This is a genomic window from Streptomyces sp. NPDC089424, from assembly GCF_044749345.1.
Classification (GTDB): Bacteria; Actinomycetota; Actinomycetes; order Streptomycetales; family Streptomycetaceae; genus Streptomyces.
This window is the reverse complement of sequence record NZ_JBIVHU010000002.1, coordinates 980,628-1,001,422: the sequence shown is the minus strand read 5'-3', so window position 1 is coordinate 1,001,422 and position 20,795 is coordinate 980,628. Positions and strand designations below refer to the sequence as shown.

Here is a 20,795-nt window from a genome sequence, read left to right as displayed (position 1 = left end):
GCGTTCACGCTAGGGCGGTTCGGGCGCGCACCGTCCGCCCGCCCGTGTTCCCTCACTCGTGTGAGTGAGGGATGCGCGGGTGGCCGCCCGGGGCGACCGCCTCCGTGCGCGCCGGTGGCAGGTGACAGACTGATCCCCATGGAAGAACGTGAATTCGGCAGGTCGGGTCAGCATGCGTCGGTCGTCGGTCTGGGCACCTGGCAACTGGGCGCCGACTGGGGAGACGTCGACGACAAGGAAGCCCTCACGGTGCTGGAGGCGGCGGCCGAGTCGGGGGTGACGTTCTTCGACACCGCCGACGTCTACGGCGACGGGCGCAGCGAGCAGACCATCGCCACGTTCCTGAGCAGCCGGCCGGACCTGCACGTGCTGGTCGCGACCAAGATGGGCCGCCGGGTCGAGCAGATCCCCGAGAACTACGTCCTGGACAACTTCCGCGCCTGGAACGACCGCTCCCGCCGCAACCTCGGCGTCGACCGCGTCGACCTGGTGCAGCTGCACTGCCCGCCCACCCCCGTCTACTCCTCCGACGAGGTTTTCGACGCCCTCGACACCCTGGTCGAGGAGGAGCGCGTCGCCGCGTACGGGGTGAGCGTGGAGACCTGTGCCGAGGCCCTCACCGCGATCGCCCGGCCGAACGTGGCGAGCGTGCAGATCATCCTCAACCCGTTCCGGATGAAGCCGCTGCGTGAGGTGCTGCCCGCCGCCCGGGAGGCCGGCGTCGGCATCATCGCCCGGGTGCCGCTCGCCTCGGGCCTGCTGTCCGGCAAGTACACGAAGGACACCGTCTTCCCGGAGAACGACCACCGCACGTACAACCGGCACGGCGAGTCCTTCGACCAGGGCGAGACCTTCTCCGGCGTCGACTACGCCACCGGCGTCGAGGCCGCGGCCGAGTTCGCCGCCCTTGCCCCCGAGGGCTGCACCCCGGCCCAGCTCGCACTGCGCTGGATCGTCCAGCAGCCCGGCGTCACCACGGTGATCCCCGGCGCCCGCTCCGCCGAGCAGGCCCGCGCCAACGCCGCCGCGGCCCACCTTCCGGACCTGTCCGAGGCGACCCTCGGCGCGATCCAGGACCTCTACACCGCACGGATCAAGGACCAGGTCGAGTCTCGCTGGTAACGGCACCGCTCCCGGGGAACCCGGTGGGGAAGAGTTTTCGGACGTTCTCGACCGGGAGGAACCGTGGCGACCGCGGAAGGCAGTGTGCAGCGGCACAGAGGGCGGGACGAGACCGAGGAGGAGCGGGCCGACCGGATGTGGGGCGAGCTCATCCAGGAGGTCCGGATCGCCCAGATGGGCGTCCAGATCCTGTTCGGCTTCCTGCTCACCGTGGTCTTCACCCCGACCTTCGCGGACCTGTCGGACATGGACCGCCGGATCTACATCGTCACGGTGGTCGTCGGCGCGGCGGCCACCGGCGCGCTGATAGGCCCGGTGTCGCTGCACCGCCTGGTCGCCGGCCGCCGGGTGAAGCCGCAGGCGGTCACCTGGGCCTCCCGGCTCACCTTCGTCGGCCTGATCCTGCTGCTCGTCACCATGGTTTGCGCGCTGCTGCTGATCCTGCGCGTGGCGACCCACGACCCCTACGTCCCGTGGATCGTGGCCGGCATCGCCCTCTGGTACACGCTGTGCTGGTTCGCGCTGCCGCTGTGGACCCGGCGCCGCCACACGAGCAACGACCACTGAGGGCTCAGGGTCACCGACGGGCCGGTGCGCCCAGCTGCCGGTCGTGGAACCGGCTGAGCAGGAGCAGCGAGGCGATGGCGCCCACCAGGGCGCAGAACATGTCCCACTGCGTGTCCCACACATCGCCCTGTGTGGCCAGGAACGCGTCCGCCGCCTCGCCCCCGATCACGGCCGCCGCCCACTCCAGCATCTCGAAGACCGCGCTGAAGGCCACGCACGCGCACACGACGAGCGGCGCCAGCCAGCGGCTGCCGCGCAGCGGCGAGGTGCGCACGAGCAACTCCCGTACCAGGACGGCCGGTACGAAGCCCTGCATGAGGTGACCGAAGCGGTCGTAGGGGTTGCGGTCCAGGCCGAAGGTGTCGCGCACCCAGTCGCCGAGCGGGACCTGCGCGTAGGTGTAGTGGCCGCCCACGATCAGGACCAGCGCGTGCGCGGCCAGCAGGCAGCACAGCAGCCCCGTCATCGGGAACCGCCGCCAGGTCAGGAACAGCACCGGCAGTCCGACGATCACCCACACCGTCTCCAGGAACCAGGTCGCCCGGTCGTGCGGCTCCCAGGCGGACACCGCGAGTGCCACGGTCACCAGCCCGGCGAGCAGCAGGGGCAGCCGCCGGCCGGCGCGGGCGGCGGACAGCGGGGAGATCCGGCGGGGGTCGGGACTGACAGCGGACATGGGCGCACTCCTCTTGGTGGGAGCCCCATCGTGTCGGCGCCGCCGGACCCGGTCATGAGTACGGCTACTCACCGCGGCTACTCAGCCGTCGGCGATGACCTCGGCCAGGAAGTCGTCCACCTCGAACTGCTCCTGCCCGGGCGGGACGATCTCGTGGGTGCGGCGCAGGAAGGAGTCGACGGCGGCGGCCCAGGCGAACACCACCGCGTGATGGCGTTCCCCGTCCGACCGGGCGTCGCCGAAGAACTCCATGCGCAGTTCGTCCCACATGCCCGTGGACACCGGGCGGAAGCGCACGTCGCCGATGCCGACGGGCCGCCGCAGCCCGTCGAGGACCATCTCGCGGTCCAGCCGCCACCGGGCGAGGACATGGCCGTCATGGCTGAACGCCATGGTGACGGCGAAGGGGTCGTCGGCCTCGTAACCGAGGTGGGCGAGCACGGGAAAGCGGTCCGCGGTGCCCGCCTGGAGCTGCATGACCAGGGTCTTGTGCACATCGGTGTTCACCAGAGGGCCTCCGAGGAGAACGGTCGTGGAGACCCTCTAGTACCCCCGTCGTGCGTCTGATGCTCAGTCCTGAGGGTGATTCTCCGGCGCGCCGTGCGACGCGGAGAGCGGCGGAAGGACGTTCAGCCGAGGGCGTCGCGCAGCGCCGGCAGCAGGGTCTTCGCCGACCAGTCCAGGTACTCCGGCTGCGAGTCGCCGCCGATCTGCACCAGGGCGATCTCCGTGAAGCCGGCCTCGGCGTACGGGCGCACCGCCTCGACGAAGTCCTCCGGGTCGGAGCCGCACGGGATCGACGCGGCGACGTCGTCCTGGGTGACGAACTGCGTCGCCGACTCGAAGGAGTCCGGGTGCGGCAGCTCGGCGTTGACCTTCCAGCCGCTGCCGAACCAGCGGAACTGCGCGTGCGCCCGCTTCACCGCCGTGTCGCGGTCGGGGTCGTAGCAGACCGGCAGCTGGCCCACGCGCGGCTTGCCGGTGCCACCGTGCCGGTCGAAGGCCTCCAGCAGCCCCTTTTCCGGTTCCGTGGCGATGACGAGGTCCGCGAGCCGCCCCGCCAGCGCGCAGGACTGTTCACCGGAGACGGCGATGCCGATCGGCGGCGGCTCGTCGGGCAGGTCCCACAGCCGGGCCGACTCCACGTCGAAGTGCGTGCCGTGATGGTTCACATGGCCGCCCGCGAACAGCGCGCGGATGATCTCGACGGCCTCCTCCAGCATCTCGTGCCGCACGTCGGCGGACGGCCAGCCGCCCCCCACGACATGCTCGTTGAGGTTCTCGCCCGACCCGAGCCCGAGCCGGAAGCGGCCCTGGGCCAGCAACTGCATGGTCGCCGCCTTCTGCGCCACCACCGCCGGGTGGTAGCGGACGGTCGGGCAGGTCACGTAGGTCATCAGCGGGATGCGCTCGGTCGCCTGCGCGGCCGCGCCGAGCACGCTCCACGCGTACGGTGAGTGACCCTGCGAGCGGAGCCACGGAAAGTAGTGGTCCGAGGTCACGGAGAAGTCGAAACCGGCTGCCTCGGCCCGCACCACGTGGTCCACGAGATCACGGGGACCGGCCTGTTCGGTCATCATCGTGTATCCGATTTGCACCATAGGGGGCGAGTTTCCGTGACCGGCCGGGGGAAACGGCGCAGTGCCCCATGGATCCCGGCCGGTGGCGTTCAGCTCTCGGCCGGCCGGAAGGTGCGCAGGAAGGTCTCCAGGGCGCGGCGGTTGCTCGCGTCGTCCCACACCTCGGCCGGGGTCGTCCAGCGCAGTGAGTAGCCGCGTCCGCCGCCGATGAGGAAGCCCCGGCCGAGGGTGCGGACCCGGCTGCCGTCGGCGTCGGCCAGCCACTCCATGTCGGCGGCGGCCCGCCCCTGGTAGGTCGTCGCGCGGATGTCGCCGATCCGCCGGTAGTCCCCGGCGGTCTGCCGCAGCCCCGGTTCGACGTCGTCGCGCCAGACCGCGACCGGGTCCGGTCCGACGCGCGCGCTGTACGTCACCGCCAGCGTGCGCGCGTCGCCGGGCGCGCCGAGCACCACGCGGTAGGCGAGATCGGACGCGCGTGTCGTGCTCAGGGGTTTCCAGCCCTCGGGTAGGGCGACGGAGAAGCCGTCGGGGGAGCGATAGGTGCGAAAGCCGGGTGGCAGGGCGGGGGCCGAGGGCGACGGGGCCACACCGGAGGGCGGCTCGGCCGGAGTGCTCGGCGCCGGGGCGGTGGGCGTGGGCGCGGGGGTGGACGGGCGGTTCGGGTCCGGGGCCCCGGCGGAGGCCGGCGGGCGGGTCTCGCCGCCGGAGGCGGACGTGTCCGTGCCGGACGGGTCACGGGTCACCGCCAGCACCGCGACCGCCACCGTGACGAGGGCCAGCGCCGTCCCGGCGACCATGGTCCGTCTGCTCCACCCCGGGTCGGTGACGTGCAGGGCGGTGGCGTAGGCGCGGCGCAGCCGGGGGACCGGCGCGGGGGAGGGGGCCGCGTCGGCGTCCTCGCCGACCACCCTGGTGAGTGCCTCGCGCACCACGGGCCGGGTGAGGCGCTCCCGGCCGTCCTTGCGCAACAGGCCCTGCACCACCTGCGCGAGGGGCCCGGCACGCAGCGGTGTGCGCAGTGGAAGCCGGTCCACGCCCTTCAGCGTGGCCTCGGGCCGCTCCCGCTCCCGGAACGGCGGGCGGCCCTCGACCATGGTGTAGAGGATCGCGCCGAGCGCCCACAGGTCGGCGGCGGGTCCGATGCGCTCGTCGCGGGCCTGCTCCGGCGAGGCGTACGACAGCGCCGTGAGCCGGGGGGCCAGCGTCGCGCCCGCCAGCCCGAAGCCCGCGACGACCGCCGGTCCGTCGTCGCGGACGAGGATCTGTCCCGGGCTCAGCTCGCCGTGCGTGATGCCCTCGCCGTGTGCGACCTCCAGCACGTCGAGCAGCTCCAGCCCGACACGGGCCGCCCGCACGTAGTTGAACGAGCCGTGCCCGGCGAGCAGTTCCCCGAGCGGCGTACCGCCGAGCCACTCCGTCACCGTCCACAGCGCGCCCTCCTCCGCGACCGCGTCGATCACGCCCGCGACCCGGCCGGGACACAGCCGTCCCATCGTCTCGGACGTGCGCATGATGCGGCCGACGGTCCGGCGCGCGGCATCCCCGTCGGGCTCGCCCGGCAGCCCGACCCGGGTCAGCAGGCAGGGGCGGGCGGCCTCGACGTCCTCGCCGTACCAGCACACGCGGTTCGACTCGCGATGGACGGTCTCCAGGAGCCGGTACCTCCCGGCGACCAACTGGTGTGCGGAGACGTACGCCTTGCTCATGGTCATCCCTCTGAACGCCTGGCTCTCACCTTTTCCAGAGGTACGCGGGGCGCCACGGAGTGTGTTCAACGTCCTGAGCGCCTATTCGCCCGGCGGCCCGGTTTTGACGTTCCGTCAGTCCGTGCCGGCGTGTCCCGCCTGCCGAAACGGCGTCCGGCACGGTCGGGGGGAAACCGCCCTGGCCCGAGGGGCCAGGGCGTCGCTGTTGTCGATCAAGACGTCAGTACGGTCCGGGGGGTTGCTCGCGTGGTGCGTCCACTTCCGGTTCGTGCGGGGCCCGGTCCGCTCAGTGCTGCTGGGCCTTGTGGGGCGAGGCCTCGCTGGGCCGCACGACGACGTACCCCTCGCCCTGGAGCATCAGCTGGACGGCCTCACCCGAACCGCCGCGCAGCATCGAGCCGATGGACTGCGAGCGGTGCAGGGAGGTCTGCAGCCCGGCGGTCCAGCCGACCACCGCGTCCGTGTCGACGTACACCGGGTACTGCCCCGAGACCGGGATGACGAGCGGGCTGCCGTCACAGACCAGGCCGAGCCTGCCCTGCCCGCTGAAGACGCTGTTGAACAGGCCGCCGCCGGTCATGCCCGCGCCCTTCACCGTGGCGATCCGGTACGACAACGTGGCGTCGAAACACAGGACGTTACGGCCGTTGACCGTGAACTCGTCGCCCGGCTCGACGTCGACGACGAAGCAGTTCTGCGCCTCGTTCGCGAACCAGGCCTCGCCCTGGCCGCGCACCGCCATGAGGGGCAGCCCCTCACCCGTGACCGCGCGCTTGAGCATGCCGCCCACGCCCTGGCCCTTGCGCTCGAAGGCGAGGTTGCCCCGGTAGGCGATCATCGCGCCCTGCCGGGCCAGCATCTCGCCGTTGACGGCGTATCTGATGCACTTGGCGTTCTCGACGGTCATGCCCGGCGCCTGCGCGGGCTGGACCATGTGCTCATTGGAAAAGAGGTCACCCTTCATACGGGCATCCTGTCCGGTGTATGCCGTTCTGCCAACATCGGCCGCCGAACCGGTTCAGCCGCCGAACAACTGGGTCCAGTACGTGCCCGACCGGCCGCCGCCCGTGAACCCGATGCCGATGTGCGTGAAGCCCGGTGCCAGGATGTTGGCGCGGTGCCCGGGGCTGTTCATCCACCCGGTCACCACCTCGGCGGGGGAGCGCTGGCCGCAGGCGATGTTCTCGCCGATCGAGCGGCGGGCGGAGCCCGCGGCGGCGGCCCGGTCCCAGGGGCGACTGCCGTCCGGCGCGGTGTGGGAGTAGAAGCCGCGGGCCACCATGTCGTCGCTGTGCGCCTGCGCGGCCCTGGTCAGCGCCGGGTCGGGGGTCAGTTGCGGCAGACCGGCGCGGGCGCGCTCGTGGTTGGTGAGGGCGATGACGTCGGTCCTCGCGCGGATGAGACCGGCAGGGGTGAGGGGAGTCGCCCACAGCGCGGTCCAGAACGTGTCCCCGGACGGGCCGCCCACGGCGGAGGCGAGCCCGGCGTGGGTGAAGGCGGGCTCGTGCAGGGTGCGGCGCAGGCTCTCGGTGCGCAGGCAGTGGTCGACGAACTCGGTGAGGGTGCGCGGGCCGGAGACCAGATGTTCGCCGACGGTGAGGTACGCGAATCCGGCGGCGGTCACGCGCTGGTGGACCGCGACGCCGTCGCCGCCCTCCACGCCGAGCCGGCCGGCGGCGGCCATGGCGAGGGCATGGCGCCGGGCGGCCTCGGCCAGGCGCGCGTCGAGCGAGACGGGCGGCGAACCGGCGCGAGCACGGGTGGAGTTGACGAGGGGGAGGAAGCCCGGCGCCTCCGCGTCCGACGGTGGGCGGGGCGGGGCGGCCCGACGCCCGCCGCTCGGTGCCCCGGCCGGGACGGGGGCCGAAGGGGCCGACGGGGCGCCGTCGTCCACGACGTCGACGCCGAAGTCGCGCGCAAGGCCCGCCAGTCCGTCGGCGTATCCCTGCCCGAGTGCCCGCACCTTCCAGTCCGCGCCGCGCCGGTACAGCTCGGCGAGCAGCAGCACCGTCTCCTGGCTCGGGCGTGGGGGAGTGAACCGGGCCACGTGGCGGCCGTGCGTGTCGGTGATGAACAGCGTGGGGACCGGAAGGCTGCCCAGCGGCACGGTGGGGTCGGCGGGGCTGACGACGACCGTCACGCGCGTGGCCCCGGCGCGCAGCCGCGGCGGGTCGACCGTGAGCGTGTCGCCCCGCAGCACGGCCCCCGGGGCGGCGGGCTGGTTGAAGAAGACGAAATCGCCGTCGCCGCGCACCTTGCGGCCGTCGTCGGTGACGAGCGCGGACAGGTCGAAGGGACCCGGCACGCGCACGGTCACGGCACCGCCCGGGAGTGGTGCGTTGCCTCCGGGGACCAACTCGCTCATGCTGCCGCCCTGCCGGTGTCCGTCGCGATGGAGGGTCCAGGGGTGTCGTTGCCGAAGAACGCACGCCGACGGCCGGCGGTTCCCGGGCCGGAAGACGCCTTTGATAGACCCGCAACAAGTCCTGTCCGGCTATGAATTGAAAGCCTGAGGGCTACTCAACTCTATCTTCTGTTGATTCCTGCTTCTTTCATTGACAGCGGAAAATAAGCCGCCTAGGTTCCCGCCATGCCCTCGACCACCCCTGCCGAGGTGTTCCCGGTCCCCACGCCGGCCGCCTCGCAGATCTTCACCACCGTCCTGTCCCACGGCCCCCTCACCCGTTCCGAGATGGCCGAGCGGACCGGGCTGTCCGCCGCCGCGGTGACCAAGGCGGTCCGGCCCCTCATCGAGGCCGGCTACCTGGTGGAGGACGCGGACGAGGAGGCCGAGGCCCGCCGCGCGCTGGGCCGGCCGGCGAACCCGGTGCGGGTCGACGGCGGCCGGGCGCTGTTCATCGGGGTCAAGGTGACCGGCGACGAACTCATCGGCGTCCTCACCGACCTGTGCTGCCGCATCCGGGTGGCACGCCACCTCCCGCTGCCCGCCCGCGCCCCCGAGCCGGTCCTGGCGCAGTTCGCGGAACTGGTGCGCGAGTTGCTCACGGAGGCGGACGGCTTCGGCGTCCCGGTACGGGGCATCGGACTCGCGGTCTCCGGCGACGTCGACCGCGCGGCGGGTGCCGTGCGCTACTCGCCGTTCCTGGAGTGGCACGACGTCCCGCTCGCCGAACTCGCCGCCATGACCACCGGGTTGCCGGTGACCGTCGACAACGATGTCCGGGCCCTGACCGTCGCCGAGCAGTGGTTCGGCGCCGGGGTGGGCCTGTCCGACTTCGCCGTGGTCACCGTCGGCGCGGGTATCGGCTGCGGTCTCGTCGTGCACGGGCGGGTCGTCTCCGGGGCGCACGGCGTGGCCGGCGAGATCGGGCACGTGGCGATCGACCCGGCCGGCCCGCCGTGCCACTGCGGCAACCGAGGCTGCGTCGAGGCCATCGCCGGGGAGGAGGCCATCGTCGCCGGGGTCAGGGAGGCGACGGGTGTCCGGGTCGCCGACGCCGACGCGGCCCTGGCCCTCGCCCACGCGGGCGACGCCGGGGCCCGGGCGGTGTACGCGCGCGCCGGCGAGGCCATCGGCCGGGGCATCGCCACGGTCGCCAATCTCTTCGGACCCGAGCTGGTGACCATCTCCGGCGAGGGACTGGCCGCCTACGACCTGTTCGCCGAACAGATCCGCGACGCCTTCGCCGCGGCCGCCTTCGGCTCGGCCGCCCGGTGCGCGGTACGGACCCGGCCGCTGCCCTTCGAGGAATGGGCACGCGGCGCCGCCGCCACCGCGATCCAGAGCTTCATCACCACGGACCCCAACTAGCCCGACCCGCCCCCAGCTGTACCGAACCCAGGAGGTACGACCCATGCGGTCACCCTCGTACTCCGTCCTGCCCGCACGTGGCCTGAGAGCCGTCGTCGTCCTCGCCCTCACGGCGGGCCTCGCCACCGCCGTCCCCGCCGCCCAGGCCCGGACCCCGGACGGCACCGCCGCCCCCGACCGGGCCGCGGCCGCTGCCGCCGCCCCGGCCCTGGCCGCCAAGCCCTACATGGGCTGGTCGAGCTGGAGCATGCAGTCGTCGAAGTACCCGGGCCTCAACCCGGACGGCGACTACAGCTACCTCACCGAGGCGAACGTGCTGAAGCAGACCGACGCCATGGCGACGAAGCTGAAGCGGTACGGCTACGAGTACGTCAACATCGACGCCGGCTGGTGGCGTGACAAGGCGTGGAAGCCCTGGTTCGACGACCACGGCCGCCAGAAGGCCGACCCGGACCGCTTCCCCCGCGGCATGAAGGCCGTCGCCGACCACATCCACGCCAAGGGTCTCAAGGCGGGGATCTACCTCCCCGTCGGCCTGGAGAAGGAGGCGTACGGCGAGGGCAAGGTGCCGATCTGGAACGCCGAGGGCTGCACCACCGCCGACATCGTGCACGACGACCTGCGCACCACCAACGGCTGGGACAGCGCCTACAAGATCGACTTCTCCGATCCCTGCGCCCAGAAGTACATCGACTCCCAGGCCCGGCTCTTCGCCGACTGGGGGTACGACTTCCTCAAGCTCGACGGCGTCGGCCCCGGCTCCTTCAAGAGCGGCGAGAACTACGACAACGTCGCCGACGTCGCCGCCTGGCAGAAGGCCATCGCCGCCGCCGGCCGGCCGATCCACCTCGAACTGTCCTGGTCCCTGGACATCGGGCACGTCGCGGACTGGAAGAAGTACTCCAACGGCTGGCGCATCGACACCGACGTCGAGTGCTACTGCAACACCCTCGCGACCTGGGAGAACAGCGTCGTCGACCGCTGGGACGACGCCCCCGCCTGGAGCCGGCACGCCGGGCCGGGCGGCTGGAACGACCTCGACGCGCTCGTCGTCGGCAACGGCGAGATGGGCGGCCTGACCAAGGCCGAACGGCAGAGCCAGGCCACCCTGTGGGCCATCGCCAAGTCCCCGCTGTTCAGCGGCGACGACCTGACCCGGCTCGACTCCTACGGCCTGTCCCTGCTGACCAACCGCGAGGTCATCGCCCTCAACCAGGCCGCGACGCCGCCCGCGAAGCCGGTCACGCCGTCCGACCCGCAGCAGGTGTGGGCGGCGAAGAACCCCGACGGCACCTACACGGTGGCCCTGTTCAACCTCGGCGACGCGCCGGCCGCCGTCACCGCCGACTGGGGCATGCTCGGCTTCACCGGCAAGGCCGACGTGCGCGACCTGTGGAACCACGAGAACCTGGGCTCGCACCGGGGCGGCATCACCGAGGCCCTGCCCGCCCACGGCTCCCGGCTGTTCACCGTCACCCCGCGCGGCACCGCCGTCACCACGACCGCCTACGAGGCCGAATCCGAGGCCAACACCCTCGGCGGCAACGCCTCCGTCGCCGACTGCTCCGCCTGCTCCGGCGAGCACAAGGTCGGCAACCTCTACCTCGGCGGCAAGCTCACCTTCAACGACGTGGTCGTCGCCAAGGCCGGCACCTACCAGGTCAAGGTCGCCTACGTCAGCGGTGACCCGCGCACCCTCGACGTCTCGGCCAACGGGGCCGGCGCCGTGCGCCACAAGTTCGCCTCCACCGGCGACTGGGGAACCGCCGCCACCGTCAGCGTGCCCGTGAAGCTCAAGGCGGGCGCCAACACGATCACGCTCGACAGCGGCACCGGCTACGCGCCGGACATCGACCGCATCGACGTACCGAAGTCGCTCTGAACCCCGAGGGACCCGGCGCCGGCCGGGTCCCTCTCCCCCCTCGCACCCGGAGCCGCCGTATGTCCGAACCCAGCAGAAGAACCCTGCTCTCCGCCGCCACCACGGCCGGCCTCGCCACCGCCCTCGCCGGCCTGCCCGCCTTCACCGCGAGCGCCGCCCCCCGGCGCCCCGCCGCCGACGCCCCGCTCCCCACCGGCACCGCGCGCGACACCCTGTGGTGGCGGGCCCCGGGCGACGCCCACTCGATGATCGAGCAGGGCCTGCCCGTCGGCAACGGCCGCATCGGCGCCCTCGCGAGCAACGACCCCGGCCGCGAACTGCTGCTCCTCACCGACGCCACGATGTGGACCGGCGGACTCAACGACACCCTCGACGCCGACGGCCAGTTCCCCTACGGCCGCGCCGACTTCGGCTCCTTCACGCTGCTCGCCCGGCTCACCGTCGACATCCCCGACCACGACCTGTCGGCCGTCACCGACTACCGCCGCTCCCTCGACCTGGCCCAGGGCGTCGTGGCCTCCTCTTACGTGCGCTCCAAGGTCACCTACCGGCGGCAGATCTTCGCCAGCCGGCCCGACGACGTGATCGTGCTGCACTTCACCCAGAGCGGCGGCGGCCGGTACACCGGCACCATCACCCTGGACGGCACCCACGGCGAGCAGCCGGGCGCGGAGTCCTTCGGGGCGGCACTGGCGAACGGGCTGCGCTACGGCGCCGCCGTGACCGCACGCGGCAGCGGCGGCCGGGTCGCCGTGAACGGCACCCGGATCGACTTCGCCGGCTGCGCGGAACTCACGGTGGTCGTCAGCGCGGGCACCAACTACGCGCCCGACGCCCGCACGGGCTACCGTGATCCGTCCCTCGACCCCGAGCGGCTGGCCCGGACGAAGGTGCGCGACGCCGCCGCCCACCCGGCCGGGACCCTCCTGCGTACCCATGTCGCCGACTACCGCGACCTGTACGGCCGACTGGACCTCTCCCTCGGCGAGTCGAGCGCCGAGCAGCGCGGGCTGGACACCTGGGAGCGGCTGAAGGCACGCGCCCGCGACGACGTCCCCGACCCCGAACTGGAGGCGGCCTACCTCCAGTACGGCCGCTATCTGATGATCTCCGGCTCCCGCGACAGCCTCCCCCTGAACCTCCAGGGACTGTGGCTGGACGGCAACGACCCGGACTGGATGGGCGACTACCACACCGACATCAACGTCCAGATGAACTACTGGATGGCCGACCGCACCGGACTGTCCCCCTGCTTCGACGCGTTTACCGACTACTGTCTCGCCCAGCTCCCGTCCTGGACCGAGCTCACGCAAGAACACTTCAACGACCCGCGCAACCGCTACCGCAACTCCAGCGGGCGGATCGCCGGCTGGACGGTGGCCTTCTCCACCAACCCGTACGGCGGCAACGGCTGGTGGTGGCACCCCACGGGCAACGCCTGGCTCTGCAACAGCCTGTTCGAGCACTACGAGTACACCCAGTCCGCTGACCACCTGGCGAAGATCTATCCGCTGCTCAAGGGAGCCTGCGAGTTCTGGGAGACGCGGCTGCTGACCGCCACCGCGCCGGGCACCTCCCGTGAAGTGCTGATCGCGGACAGCGACTGGTCGCCCGAGCACGGCCCGCAGGACGCGAAGGGCAACACCTACTCCCAGGAGATGGTCTGGGCGCTCTTCGGCAACTTCTGCGAGGCGTCCGCCCGGCTGGGGAGGGACACCGGCTACGCCGCCACGATCGCGGGCCTGCGCAAGAAGCTGTACCTGCCCGAGGTGAGCCCGAAGACGGGCTGGCTGCAGGAGTGGATGTCGCCGGACAACCTGGGCGAGACGACCCACCGGCACCTGTCCGGGCTGGTCGGGCTGTTCCCGGGCGACCGCATCCGCCCCGACGGATCCACGCCGAAGGAGATCGTCGACGGCGCCACCGCGCAGCTCACGGCGCGCGGTATGAACAGCTTCGGCTGGGCCAACGCCTGGCGTGCGCTGTGCTGGGCCCGTTTGAAGAACGCCGAGAAGGCCTACCAGCTCATTGTGAACAATCTGCGTCCGTCCACCGGCGGCACCAACGGCACCGCCTTCAACCTGTTCGACATCTACGAGGTCGAGCAGGGCCGCGGCATCTTCCAGATCGACGCCAACTTCGGCACCCCGGCCGCCCTGAGCGAGATGCTGCTGTACTCGCGCCCCGGCCACCTGGAGGTCCTCCCGGCCCTTCCCCCGGCCTGGGCCGCGTCCGGCCACCTCAAGGGCGTCGCGGCGCGCGGCGGCTTCGTCGTGGACCTCCAGTGGCGGGACGGGCGGCCGACCTCGGTCCGGCTGCGCAGCGTCGGCGGCCGGAGCACGACCGTGGCGTACGGGAGCACCTCCCGCACGGTCACGCTGAAGCCGGGTGAGTCCGTCACACTGAAGGACCTCGGCCGGTGAGCGGCCGCGGGGCACGCCTGGGAGGCGTCATCGGTGTCCTGCTGCTGGCGTCGGTGCCGCAGGTCCCGGTGGCCGCGCAGGCGGCGCCTGCCCGGCACGACGTCGTCACCTGGGGAGCCGGCGCCGACCGGCTCGGTGACGCCGTCGCCGACCGCAGCTACCGGCTGGTCGTGCGCACCAGCGTCGGCGGCGACCAGCTGCGCGTCCGGCTCTCCAACGCCTTCGGGGACCGGCCGGTGACCTTCGACAGCGTGCACGCCGGCGTCCAGCGGGCGGGTGCCGCGCTGGTCCCCGGCAGCAACCGGCGGATCACCTTCGGCGGCGCGCGCTCCGTCAGCGTCCCCGCGGGCGCCACCGTCCTCAGCGACCCGCTGCCCGGCAGGGCCGCCGCAGGCCTGAACCTCGTGATCAGCCTGCACAGTCCCGACGCGGCCGGTCCCGCGACCGGCCACGGCATGGCCATGCAGACCTCGTACGCGGCACAGGGCGACCACACGGCCGAGGAGGGCGCCGGTCACTTCACGGACACCATCGGCTCCTGGTTCTACCTCGACGCCGTCACCGTGCGCACCGGCGCCTCGACCGGCGCCGTGGTCGCCCTCGGCGACTCCATCACCGACGGCTGGGAGTCCAGCACCGACCTGAACCGGCGCTGGCCCGACTACCTCGCCCGCAGGCTCGCGGCGGCGCCCGGGGCGACGGTGCGGGGCGTGGCCAACGAGGGGATCTCGGGCAACAAGGTCCTGGCCGACGGGGCCGGGCAGAGCGCCCTCAACCGGCTGGAGCGGGACGTGCTGTCCCATCTGGGCGTCCGCACCGTCTTCGTGTTCGAGGGCGTCAACGACCTCAAGGCCCACACCGGCGTCACCGCAGCGGACCTCATCAGCGGCTACCGGGAGCTCGCCGAGCGGGCGCACGCGGCGGGCAAGTGCGTCGTCGGCGCCACCGTGGGGCCCTTCAAGGGCTGGTCGGAGTGGGACCCGGCCGCCGAGGCGGTACGCCAGGAGGTCAACGCGTTCATCAGGGACAGCGGCACGTTCGACGCGGTGACCGACTTCGACCGGATCCTGCGCAACCCCTACGACCCCGAGCGGATGATGCCGTTCCTCGACAACGGCGACCACCTGCACCCCAACGACAAGGGCATGCAGGCGCTCGCCGACGCCGTCGACCTCAAGAGCCTCGAATGCGCCGACGGGCCCCGCACAGGGGCGCCGGGGGGCGCGCACTGACCCGGCGGCCGGACCTCACTGCCGCAGCGCGCGGGCCCAGTCGGCGGGCACCCGGCCGGCCGGGCCCGGCGTCGGCTGGTCCGCGGGATGGCACACCGGAGGCGCCAGGTCGGGCCCGGCGTCGTACGCCTCCTTGGTCGCGAAGTTCCAGAACCACCGCTCGCCCGGTTCGAAGCTGCGCATCACCGGGTGCCCGGTGGCCTCGTAGTGCGCGGTGGCGTGCTGGGCGGGCGAGGAGTCGCAGCAGCCGATGTGCCCGCACTGGGCGCAGCGCCGCAGATGGAACCACCACCCTCCGGCCTCGTCGCACTCCGCGCAGCCCGCCCCGCTGGGCGGGACGCTCGGGTCGATGCCGCTGATGTCACTTGTCATGCCGACTCCTCGGGGGCCGTCTCGTCCTCGGTGGCGGTGAGCGGGAGCAGTACCTGGAAGCGGGTGTCGCCCGGCACGGACTCCACCTGGAGGGTGCCGTGGTGCTTGTTGACCACGATCCGCCAGGAGATGTCCAGGCCGAGCCCGGTGCCCTCGCCCACGGGCTTGGTGGTGAAGAAGGGGTCGAAGATGCGGTCCCGGATCTCGGGCGGCACCCCGGGACCGGTGTCGCGGAACTCCACCAGCAGGCACTCGCGGTCGCGCGCCGTGCGCACCGTCAACGCCCCTTCGCCGCCGTCGCTGTTGATCGCGGAGACGGCGTTGTCGATCAGGTTGGTCCACACCTGGTTGAGCTCGGCCGGATAGGCGGGCACCTTCGGCAGCGTACGGTCGTAGTCCTTGACGACCTTGATCTGCGGGCCGATCTTGGCCGACAGCATCAGCAGCGTGCTGTCGAGGAGTTCGTGCACGTCGGCCATCCGGTAGGGGGCGCGGTCGAGCTGCGAGTACTGCTTCGCCGCGTCCACCAGGTGGGAGATCCGGGTCGTGGAGTCCAGGATCTCGTCCATCAGCAACTCGGTCTCGACCGTGTAGTTGAGCCATCCGATCGCGCCCGGCAGGATCTCCTCGTCCACGGCGGCCGCGATCTGGTCCAGCCAGTCCAGGTCCAGGCCGGCCTGGACGAAGGTGGGCGCGATCCGCCAGCCGTCGGGGATGGCGTGCTCCTCCAGCCAGTCGCCGACGGCGTCCTCACGGTCCGCGGCCTCCAGGGGGCTCAGCGCGGGAGCCTTGGCGACGCGTTCCGCCGTGCGCTCCTGTATCTCGATGAGGTTGGCGAGGGCCTCGCGAGGATACGGTCCCGCCGAGATGACGCGCAGCTTGTGCCGCATCTTCGCGACCCGCTCCCGCAGCGAGGACGTCGCCCGGACCGCCGCCGCGGCGGGGTTGTTGAGCTCGTGGGTGAGCCCGGCCGACAACGAGCCGAGCGCCAGCAGCCGTTCGCGCTGACCGATCATCCGCTGGGTGGTCTTCGAGCCGAAGAACAGCCCCTCCAGCAGGTGGACCGCCATCGGGAACCACTCCTGCATGATGCTCGCGAAGGTGTCCGCGGGCAGGATGAAGAAGCGCGTCGGCCCGGTCACGCGCATCGAGTTGTTGTACACCTGCCGCACCCGGTCGCCGAGGTAGGCCTGCATGGCGCCGGCGTACACCCCGCTCTGCGAGGTCCGGGTGACCTCGACGTCGTCCGCGCCGACCCGCCGGGACAGCACGACCGTGCCCTCGATCATCACGTAGAAGCAGGTGGCGGGGTCGCCCTCGGTGTACACCGGCCCGGCCTCGTACCGCTCCACCCGCCCCGCGGCGCACAGCCGTCCGAGCTGCTCCGGCGTGAGCCGCTCGAACAGGAACAGGGAGCCGATCTCCTGGGGGTTGCACGGCATCTGCCGACCACTCATGACTGCTCCAGATAACGGTGGACGAGCATGACGGCCATGGCGCCCTCCCCGACGGCCGACGCGACCCGCTTGGCGGACTCGGCGCGCGCGTCGCCCGCCACGAACACCCCCGGGACACTGGTCTCGAGGTGGTACGGCGGCCGGTCCAGCTCCCAGTCCGACGGGGGCCGCCCGTCCGGCGTGAGGTCGGGGCCGGCCAGGATGAACCCGCGCTCGTCGCGCAGCACCGTGGCGTCCAGCCAGTCGGTCAGCGGCGCCGCGCCGATGAAGACGAACAGCCACTGCGCGTCGACGAGTTCGGTGTGGCCCGTCGCCGTGTCGCACAGCGTCAGCTGCTCCAGGTGGTCGGAGCCGTGCGCGGACTCGACGACCGTGCCGCAGCGCACCGAGATGTTCGGTTCCTGCTCTATCTGCTGGATCAGGTAGTACGACATCGACGCCGCCAGCGACTGCCCGCGCACCAGCAGCGTCACCGACTTGGCGCCCCGGGCCAGGTACATCGCAGCCTGCCCCGCCGAGTTGGCGCCGCCCACGATGTACACGTCCTGGCCCTGGCAGGAGGACGCCTCGGTCAGCGACGAGCCGTAGTACACCCCGCAGCCGTTCAGCTCGTCGCAGCCCTGGGCGGCCAGCTGCCGGTACTGCACACCGGTCGCCAGGATCACACTGTGCGCGGCGATCTCCGAGCCGTCCGAGAACCGCACGACCCGCGCGGCCCCGTTGACCTCCAGCGCCGTCACCTCACGCGCGGTGAGGATCTCCGCGCCGAACCGCGAAGCCTGCCGGCGGGCCCGGTCGGTGAGCTGCGCGCCGGAGACCCCGTCGGGGAAGCCCAGGTAGTTCTCGATGCGTGAGCTCTGCCCGGCCTGACCGCCGGTCGCCGACCGCTCGACGAGCACCGTCCGCAGCCCCTCCGAGGCCCCGTACACCGCCGCGCCGAGACCGGCCGGGCCGCCGCCGATGACGACCAGGTCGTAGAAGTCGGCGTCGGGTGTCGTGGCCAGCCCCACATGGGCGGCGAGTTCGGCGGGCTCCGGCTCCACCAGCGGCGTGCCGTCCGGCGTGATCACCAGCGGCAGCCGCTGCCCGTCCACGCCGGCGGCGTCCAGCAGCCGCTGCCCCTCGGGCTCCTCGGCCGAGTACCAGCGGTAGGGCACCTGGTTGCGGGCCAGGAACTCGCGGATGTCCGTCGAACGCGCCGACCAGCGGTGGCCGACCACCTTGGTGCTCGGCACGGGCCGGTAGTCGCTGCGCCGCCAGGCGTCCAGGAGGTCGTCGAGGACCGGGTAGAGCTTCTCCTCGGGCGGGTCCCACGGCTTGAGGAGGTAGTGGTCGAGATCGACGACGTTGATCGCGTCGATCGCGGCGCTGGTGTCGGCGTACGCGGTCAGCAGCACCCGGCGCGCACCCGGGTACACGTCCAGGGCCTGTTCCAGGAACTCGATGCCGTTCATCTGCGGCATGCGGTAGTCGGCGAGGATGACCGCCACCAGGTCGCCGCGCAGCTTCAGCTCGCGCAACGCCTGCAGCGCCGACTCGCCGGACTCCGCGCGCACGATCCGGTACGACTGGCCGTAGCGCCTTCTGAGGTCCCGTGCCACCGCACGGGAGACCCCCGGATCGTCGTCCACGGTCAAGATGACGGTCCGCGCTGTGTCGGCGGCCTCTGCCATGCGTCTCCCACCCCGAGTGGTCGTTGTCAGGACGCGGCGTCCCCCTCGTCACCGCACCCGGCTCCGGCCATCGTATGTTCGATCGCGCCGCTTCGCTCAGGCATGCCCCGGGGCGACGGCGGGGCCGCTCTGTCCCGCCTCCCCCTCGCTGCTCGTGCCCACGGTGTGCGGAAGACTGGGCGTGACGCACGGGAAAGCCACATGAGGAGGCAGCCGGGATGACGCGCCCGATCACCGCGGGGTTCGACGGATCCGAGGAGAGCCTCGCCGCCCTGGCCTGGGCGGCCCGCGAGGCGGTACGGCGCGGGTCGGCGCTCCGGGTGGTGCACGCCTGGCGGTTCGAGCCGCACGAGGCGGTCCAGGGCGACCACGAGACGCAGGCACGGTGGGTGCGGGAGGCCGTGGACGCGGGCGTGCGGTCCGTCGGGGGCCGGTACGCCGGCCTGGAGGTGACCACCGACGTGGTCGAGGGCGACGCCGCCGACGTGCTGGCCGCCGCGGGGGATCAGTCGCGGATGCTGGTGCTCGGGTCCCGCGGGCACGGCCGGGTCGTGGGCTTCCTGCTCGGCTCCGTGGGGCAGCAGGTCATCGCCGGGACGTCACGCCCGGTGGTGCTGGTGCGCTCGGGCGACCGCGCCACCAGCGAGGTGGACGGCCGCGAGATCGTCGTCGGCCACGAGGGCGACGCGCAGGACGGCGCCGATGCCCTCGGGTTCGCCTTCGAGACGGCCGCCGCGCGCGGGGCGGCGGTGCGGGCGGTACGGGCCTGGACGCTGCCCCCGGTGTTCGCCTACAGCCCCGGCTCGCTGAAGCTGCTGGACGAGGCGGGCGGGCCGGAGCCCTACGAGACGAAGGCGCTGCGGGAGGCGGTGCAGCCGTGGCGGGAGCGGTTCCCGGACGTGCACGTGGTGGAGCACGTGGAGATGGGCAGCGCGGGGCAGGTGCTGCTGTCCGTCGCGGGACGCGCCCAGCTGATGGTCGTGGGCCGGCGTGCGCGCCGGACGGCGGTGGGGTCGAGGATCGGGTCGGTGGCGCACGGCGTCCTGCACCACGCGCCGTGCCCCGTGGCGGTCGTGCCGCCCGTGTGACTCACTCGGGTCCGGATGTCTCCAGCGGCTCACGGGCCCGCGGCAGGATGTTCTCGACGTAGTCCTTGACCGCGGTGTCGAGACCGATGTCGTGCTGGGCCCGCTCCGAGAGGTACCAGCGGTGTTCGAGGAGCTGGTGGTAGAGCTCGGCGGAGTCCATCGCGCCGCGCAGGTCCATCGGCACGGCGCGCACGGTCGGCCGGAACACCTCCCGCACCCAGCGGTGGGCGAGCACCTCGGGGCGGGCGGCACCGGGGTCGCCGGGCGCGTGGTCGTCCTGGGTGGCCATCCAGCTCTCCAGGTCGTTCAGCAGCCGGCGGGCCTGGTTCTCCTCGGTGTCGAGCCCGGTCAGGCGCAGCAGCTGCCGCTGGTGGTGGCCCGCGTCGACGACCTTGGGCACGAAGGTGACGGTGTCGCCGTTGGACGAGTGCTCGATCTGCATCTCCGCGACGTCGAACCCCAGGTCGTTCAGGCGGCGTATCCGGCGCTCTATGTAGTGGTACTTGCCCGCCGGGTAGACGGAGGTGCGCGTCAGTTCCCGCCACAGGTCGTGGTAGCGGGCGCAGATCTCCGTGCCGAACGCGATGGCGTCGACCGAGGGGTGCAGCGCGCCGGACGCCTCCAGGTCGAGCAGCTCACCGCTGATGTTGACGCGGGCGAGGTCGAGGTCGTAGTCGCGCTGGCCGTCGCTGAGCCGGGGGTGCAGCTCACCGGTCTCGGCGTCGACGAGGTACGCGGCGTACGCGCCGGCGTCCCGGCGGAAGAGGGTGTTGGACAGCGAGCAGTCGCCCCACGCGAAGCCGGCCAGGTGCAGCCGCACCAGCAGCACCGCCAGCGCGTCCATCAGCCGGTGCATGGTCGCCGGGCGCATGGTGGTCTCGAACATCGACCGGTACGGCATCGAGCCGCCGAGGTGCCGGGTGATCAGCACGGACTCCAGCGGGCCGCCGTCCGCGTCCGTGCGGCCGGTGACCACGCCGAGCGGGTCCACGGCGGGGATGCCGAGCCGGTCCAGGTCGCGCAGGAGTTCGTACTCGCGCAGGGCGGGGCGCTCGGCCAGCTCCTTGACGGCGACGATCTCCCCGCCCGCGCGGGCGTAGCGCACCACGTGCCGGGAGATGCCGCGGGGCAGCAGCACGAGGTACTCCTCGGGCCATTCCGCCAGCGGCAGCTGCCACGGCAGCTCCAGCAGAAGTGCCGGGTGCTCCGGATTGGTGGCGCTGATCTGCAAAGCCATGGCGCGAG

General features: G+C 72.4%; 17 protein-coding genes. 7 read left to right on the top strand and 10 right to left on the bottom strand.

Annotation, left to right across the window (positions count from 1 at the left end):
* The first annotated feature begins 138 nt into the window (after positions 1 to 138).
* Both ACIP2X_RS12085 and ACIP2X_RS12080 read left to right on the top strand, forming a co-directional pair.
* Complete coding sequence (locus ACIP2X_RS12085) at positions 139 to 1,122, top strand: aldo/keto reductase (RefSeq protein WP_401670912.1); 984 nt, start codon at positions 139 to 141, stop codon at positions 1,120 to 1,122.
* A 63-nt stretch (positions 1,123 to 1,185) separates the two neighbouring features.
* Positions 1,186 to 1,689, top strand: coding sequence for a DUF6328 family protein (locus ACIP2X_RS12080; protein ID WP_401670909.1), 504 nt, complete (start codon positions 1,186 to 1,188; stop codon positions 1,687 to 1,689).
* Positions 1,690 to 1,699: 10 nt separating this feature from the next.
* Here ACIP2X_RS12080 and ACIP2X_RS12075 read toward each other — a convergent pair whose 3' ends face one another.
* The 6 genes from ACIP2X_RS12075 to ACIP2X_RS12050 all read right to left on the bottom strand — a co-directional run bounded on the left by ACIP2X_RS12075 (position 1,700) and on the right by ACIP2X_RS12050 (position 8,016).
* Positions 1,700 to 2,365, bottom strand: coding sequence for a DUF2238 domain-containing protein (locus ACIP2X_RS12075; protein ID WP_401670907.1), 666 nt, complete (start codon positions 2,363 to 2,365; stop codon positions 1,700 to 1,702).
* 81 nt (positions 2,366 to 2,446) lie between these two features.
* A complete protein-coding gene (locus ACIP2X_RS12070) occupies positions 2,447 to 2,872 on the bottom strand; it encodes an SsgA family sporulation/cell division regulator (protein WP_401670904.1) in 426 nt (141 codons plus the stop codon).
* Positions 2,873 to 2,994: 122 nt separating this feature from the next.
* Positions 2,995 to 3,966 (bottom strand): LLM class F420-dependent oxidoreductase, encoded by a 972-nt coding sequence (locus tag ACIP2X_RS12065; protein ID WP_401670901.1) that lies wholly within the window; start codon positions 3,964 to 3,966, stop codon positions 2,995 to 2,997.
* 68 nt (positions 3,967 to 4,034) lie between these two features.
* Positions 4,035 to 5,651, bottom strand: coding sequence for a serine/threonine protein kinase (locus ACIP2X_RS12060; protein ID WP_401670898.1), 1,617 nt, complete (start codon positions 5,649 to 5,651; stop codon positions 4,035 to 4,037).
* A 286-nt stretch (positions 5,652 to 5,937) separates the two neighbouring features.
* On the bottom strand, positions 5,938 to 6,615 hold the full coding sequence (locus ACIP2X_RS12055; protein WP_401670895.1) for an AIM24 family protein: 678 nt from the start codon (positions 6,613 to 6,615) through the stop codon (positions 5,938 to 5,940).
* A 54-nt stretch (positions 6,616 to 6,669) separates the two neighbouring features.
* Entirely contained in the window at positions 6,670 to 8,016 is a 1,347-nt protein-coding gene (locus ACIP2X_RS12050; protein ID WP_401670893.1) for a CAP domain-containing protein, read from the bottom strand.
* Positions 8,017 to 8,241: 225 nt separating this feature from the next.
* Between ACIP2X_RS12050 and ACIP2X_RS12045 the strand changes: the two genes are divergently transcribed.
* Genes ACIP2X_RS12045 through ACIP2X_RS12030 form a run of 4 tightly spaced genes read left to right on the top strand, consistent with a single transcriptional unit; the run spans position 8,242 to position 14,960 of the window.
* A complete protein-coding gene (locus tag ACIP2X_RS12045; protein ID WP_401670891.1) occupies positions 8,242 to 9,423 on the top strand; it encodes an ROK family protein in 1,182 nt (393 codons plus the stop codon).
* A 43-nt stretch (positions 9,424 to 9,466) separates the two neighbouring features.
* The gene (locus ACIP2X_RS12040) at positions 9,467 to 11,305 is read left to right on the top strand and encodes an alpha-galactosidase D (RefSeq protein WP_401670888.1); all 1,839 of its coding nucleotides are present in this window, start codon (positions 9,467 to 9,469) and stop codon (positions 11,303 to 11,305) included.
* A gap of 59 nt (positions 11,306 to 11,364) precedes the next feature.
* Entirely contained in the window at positions 11,365 to 13,728 is a 2,364-nt protein-coding gene (locus ACIP2X_RS12035) for a glycosyl hydrolase family 95 catalytic domain-containing protein (protein WP_401670885.1), read from the top strand.
* Positions 13,729 to 13,769: 41 nt separating this feature from the next.
* Positions 13,770 to 14,960: an SGNH/GDSL hydrolase family protein gene (locus ACIP2X_RS12030; RefSeq protein WP_401672311.1), complete on the top strand. Its 1,191-nt coding sequence runs from the start codon at positions 13,770 to 13,772 to the stop codon at positions 14,958 to 14,960.
* Between the two features lie 15 nt (positions 14,961 to 14,975).
* Here the strand turns inward: ACIP2X_RS12030 and ACIP2X_RS12025 are convergent, their stop codons facing one another.
* Genes ACIP2X_RS12025 through ACIP2X_RS12015 form a run of 3 tightly spaced genes read right to left on the bottom strand, consistent with a single transcriptional unit; the run spans position 14,976 to position 18,462 of the window.
* Complete coding sequence (locus ACIP2X_RS12025; protein WP_401670883.1) at positions 14,976 to 15,332, bottom strand: UBP-type zinc finger domain-containing protein; 357 nt, start codon at positions 15,330 to 15,332, stop codon at positions 14,976 to 14,978.
* Positions 15,329 to 16,789 (bottom strand): ATP-binding protein, encoded by a 1,461-nt coding sequence (locus ACIP2X_RS12020; protein ID WP_401670880.1) that lies wholly within the window; start codon positions 16,787 to 16,789, stop codon positions 15,329 to 15,331. The genes ACIP2X_RS12025 and ACIP2X_RS12020 overlap by 4 nt, the downstream gene beginning before the upstream one ends.
* Entirely contained in the window at positions 16,786 to 18,462 is a 1,677-nt protein-coding gene (locus tag ACIP2X_RS12015; RefSeq protein ID WP_401670877.1) for an FAD-dependent oxidoreductase, read from the bottom strand. Before ACIP2X_RS12015 ends, ACIP2X_RS12020 begins: the two co-directional genes overlap by 4 nt.
* Before the next feature lie 218 nt (positions 18,463 to 18,680).
* On the opposite strand from ACIP2X_RS12015, the gene ACIP2X_RS12010 reads away from it, so the two are divergent.
* A complete protein-coding gene (locus ACIP2X_RS12010) occupies positions 18,681 to 19,550 on the top strand; it encodes a universal stress protein (RefSeq protein ID WP_401670874.1) in 870 nt (289 codons plus the stop codon).
* A 1-nt stretch (position 19,551) separates the two neighbouring features.
* On the opposite strand, the gene ACIP2X_RS12005 is transcribed toward ACIP2X_RS12010, so the two are convergent.
* Positions 19,552 to 20,787 carry a DUF4032 domain-containing protein gene (locus ACIP2X_RS12005; protein WP_401670872.1) on the bottom strand — a complete coding sequence of 412 codons (1,236 nt, stop codon included), beginning with the start codon at positions 20,785 to 20,787 and terminating at the stop codon, positions 19,552 to 19,554.
* Between the last annotated feature and the right edge of the window lie 8 nt (positions 20,788 to 20,795).

Excerpts from the sequence above, each read along its gene's own strand:
- ACIP2X_RS12085 (WP_401670912.1), top strand. The coding sequence starts at position 139 with ATGGAAGAACGTGAATTCGGCAGGTCGGGTCAGCATGCGTCGGTCGTC.
- ACIP2X_RS12075 (WP_401670907.1), bottom strand. The coding sequence starts at position 2,365 with ATGTCCGCTGTCAGTCCCGACCCCCGCCGGATCTCCCCGCTGTCCGCC.
- ACIP2X_RS12065 (WP_401670901.1), bottom strand. The coding sequence starts at position 3,966 with ATGGTGCAAATCGGATACACGATGATGACCGAACAGGCCGGTCCCCGT.
- ACIP2X_RS12060 (WP_401670898.1), bottom strand. The coding sequence starts at position 5,651 with ATGAGCAAGGCGTACGTCTCCGCACACCAGTTGGTCGCCGGGAGGTAC.
- ACIP2X_RS12055 (WP_401670895.1), bottom strand. The coding sequence starts at position 6,615 with ATGAAGGGTGACCTCTTTTCCAATGAGCACATGGTCCAGCCCGCGCAG.
- ACIP2X_RS12050 (WP_401670893.1), bottom strand. The coding sequence starts at position 8,016 with ATGAGCGAGTTGGTCCCCGGAGGCAACGCACCACTCCCGGGCGGTGCC.
- ACIP2X_RS12045 (WP_401670891.1), top strand. The coding sequence starts at position 8,242 with ATGCCCTCGACCACCCCTGCCGAGGTGTTCCCGGTCCCCACGCCGGCC.
- ACIP2X_RS12040 (WP_401670888.1), top strand. The coding sequence starts at position 9,467 with ATGCGGTCACCCTCGTACTCCGTCCTGCCCGCACGTGGCCTGAGAGCC.
- ACIP2X_RS12035 (WP_401670885.1), top strand. The coding sequence starts at position 11,365 with ATGTCCGAACCCAGCAGAAGAACCCTGCTCTCCGCCGCCACCACGGCC.
- ACIP2X_RS12025 (WP_401670883.1), bottom strand. The coding sequence starts at position 15,332 with ATGACAAGTGACATCAGCGGCATCGACCCGAGCGTCCCGCCCAGCGGG.
- ACIP2X_RS12020 (WP_401670880.1), bottom strand. The coding sequence starts at position 16,789 with ATGAGTGGTCGGCAGATGCCGTGCAACCCCCAGGAGATCGGCTCCCTG.
- ACIP2X_RS12015 (WP_401670877.1), bottom strand. The coding sequence starts at position 18,462 with ATGGCAGAGGCCGCCGACACAGCGCGGACCGTCATCTTGACCGTGGAC.
- ACIP2X_RS12010 (WP_401670874.1), top strand. The coding sequence starts at position 18,681 with ATGACGCGCCCGATCACCGCGGGGTTCGACGGATCCGAGGAGAGCCTC.
- ACIP2X_RS12005 (WP_401670872.1), bottom strand. The coding sequence starts at position 20,787 with ATGGCTTTGCAGATCAGCGCCACCAATCCGGAGCACCCGGCACTTCTG.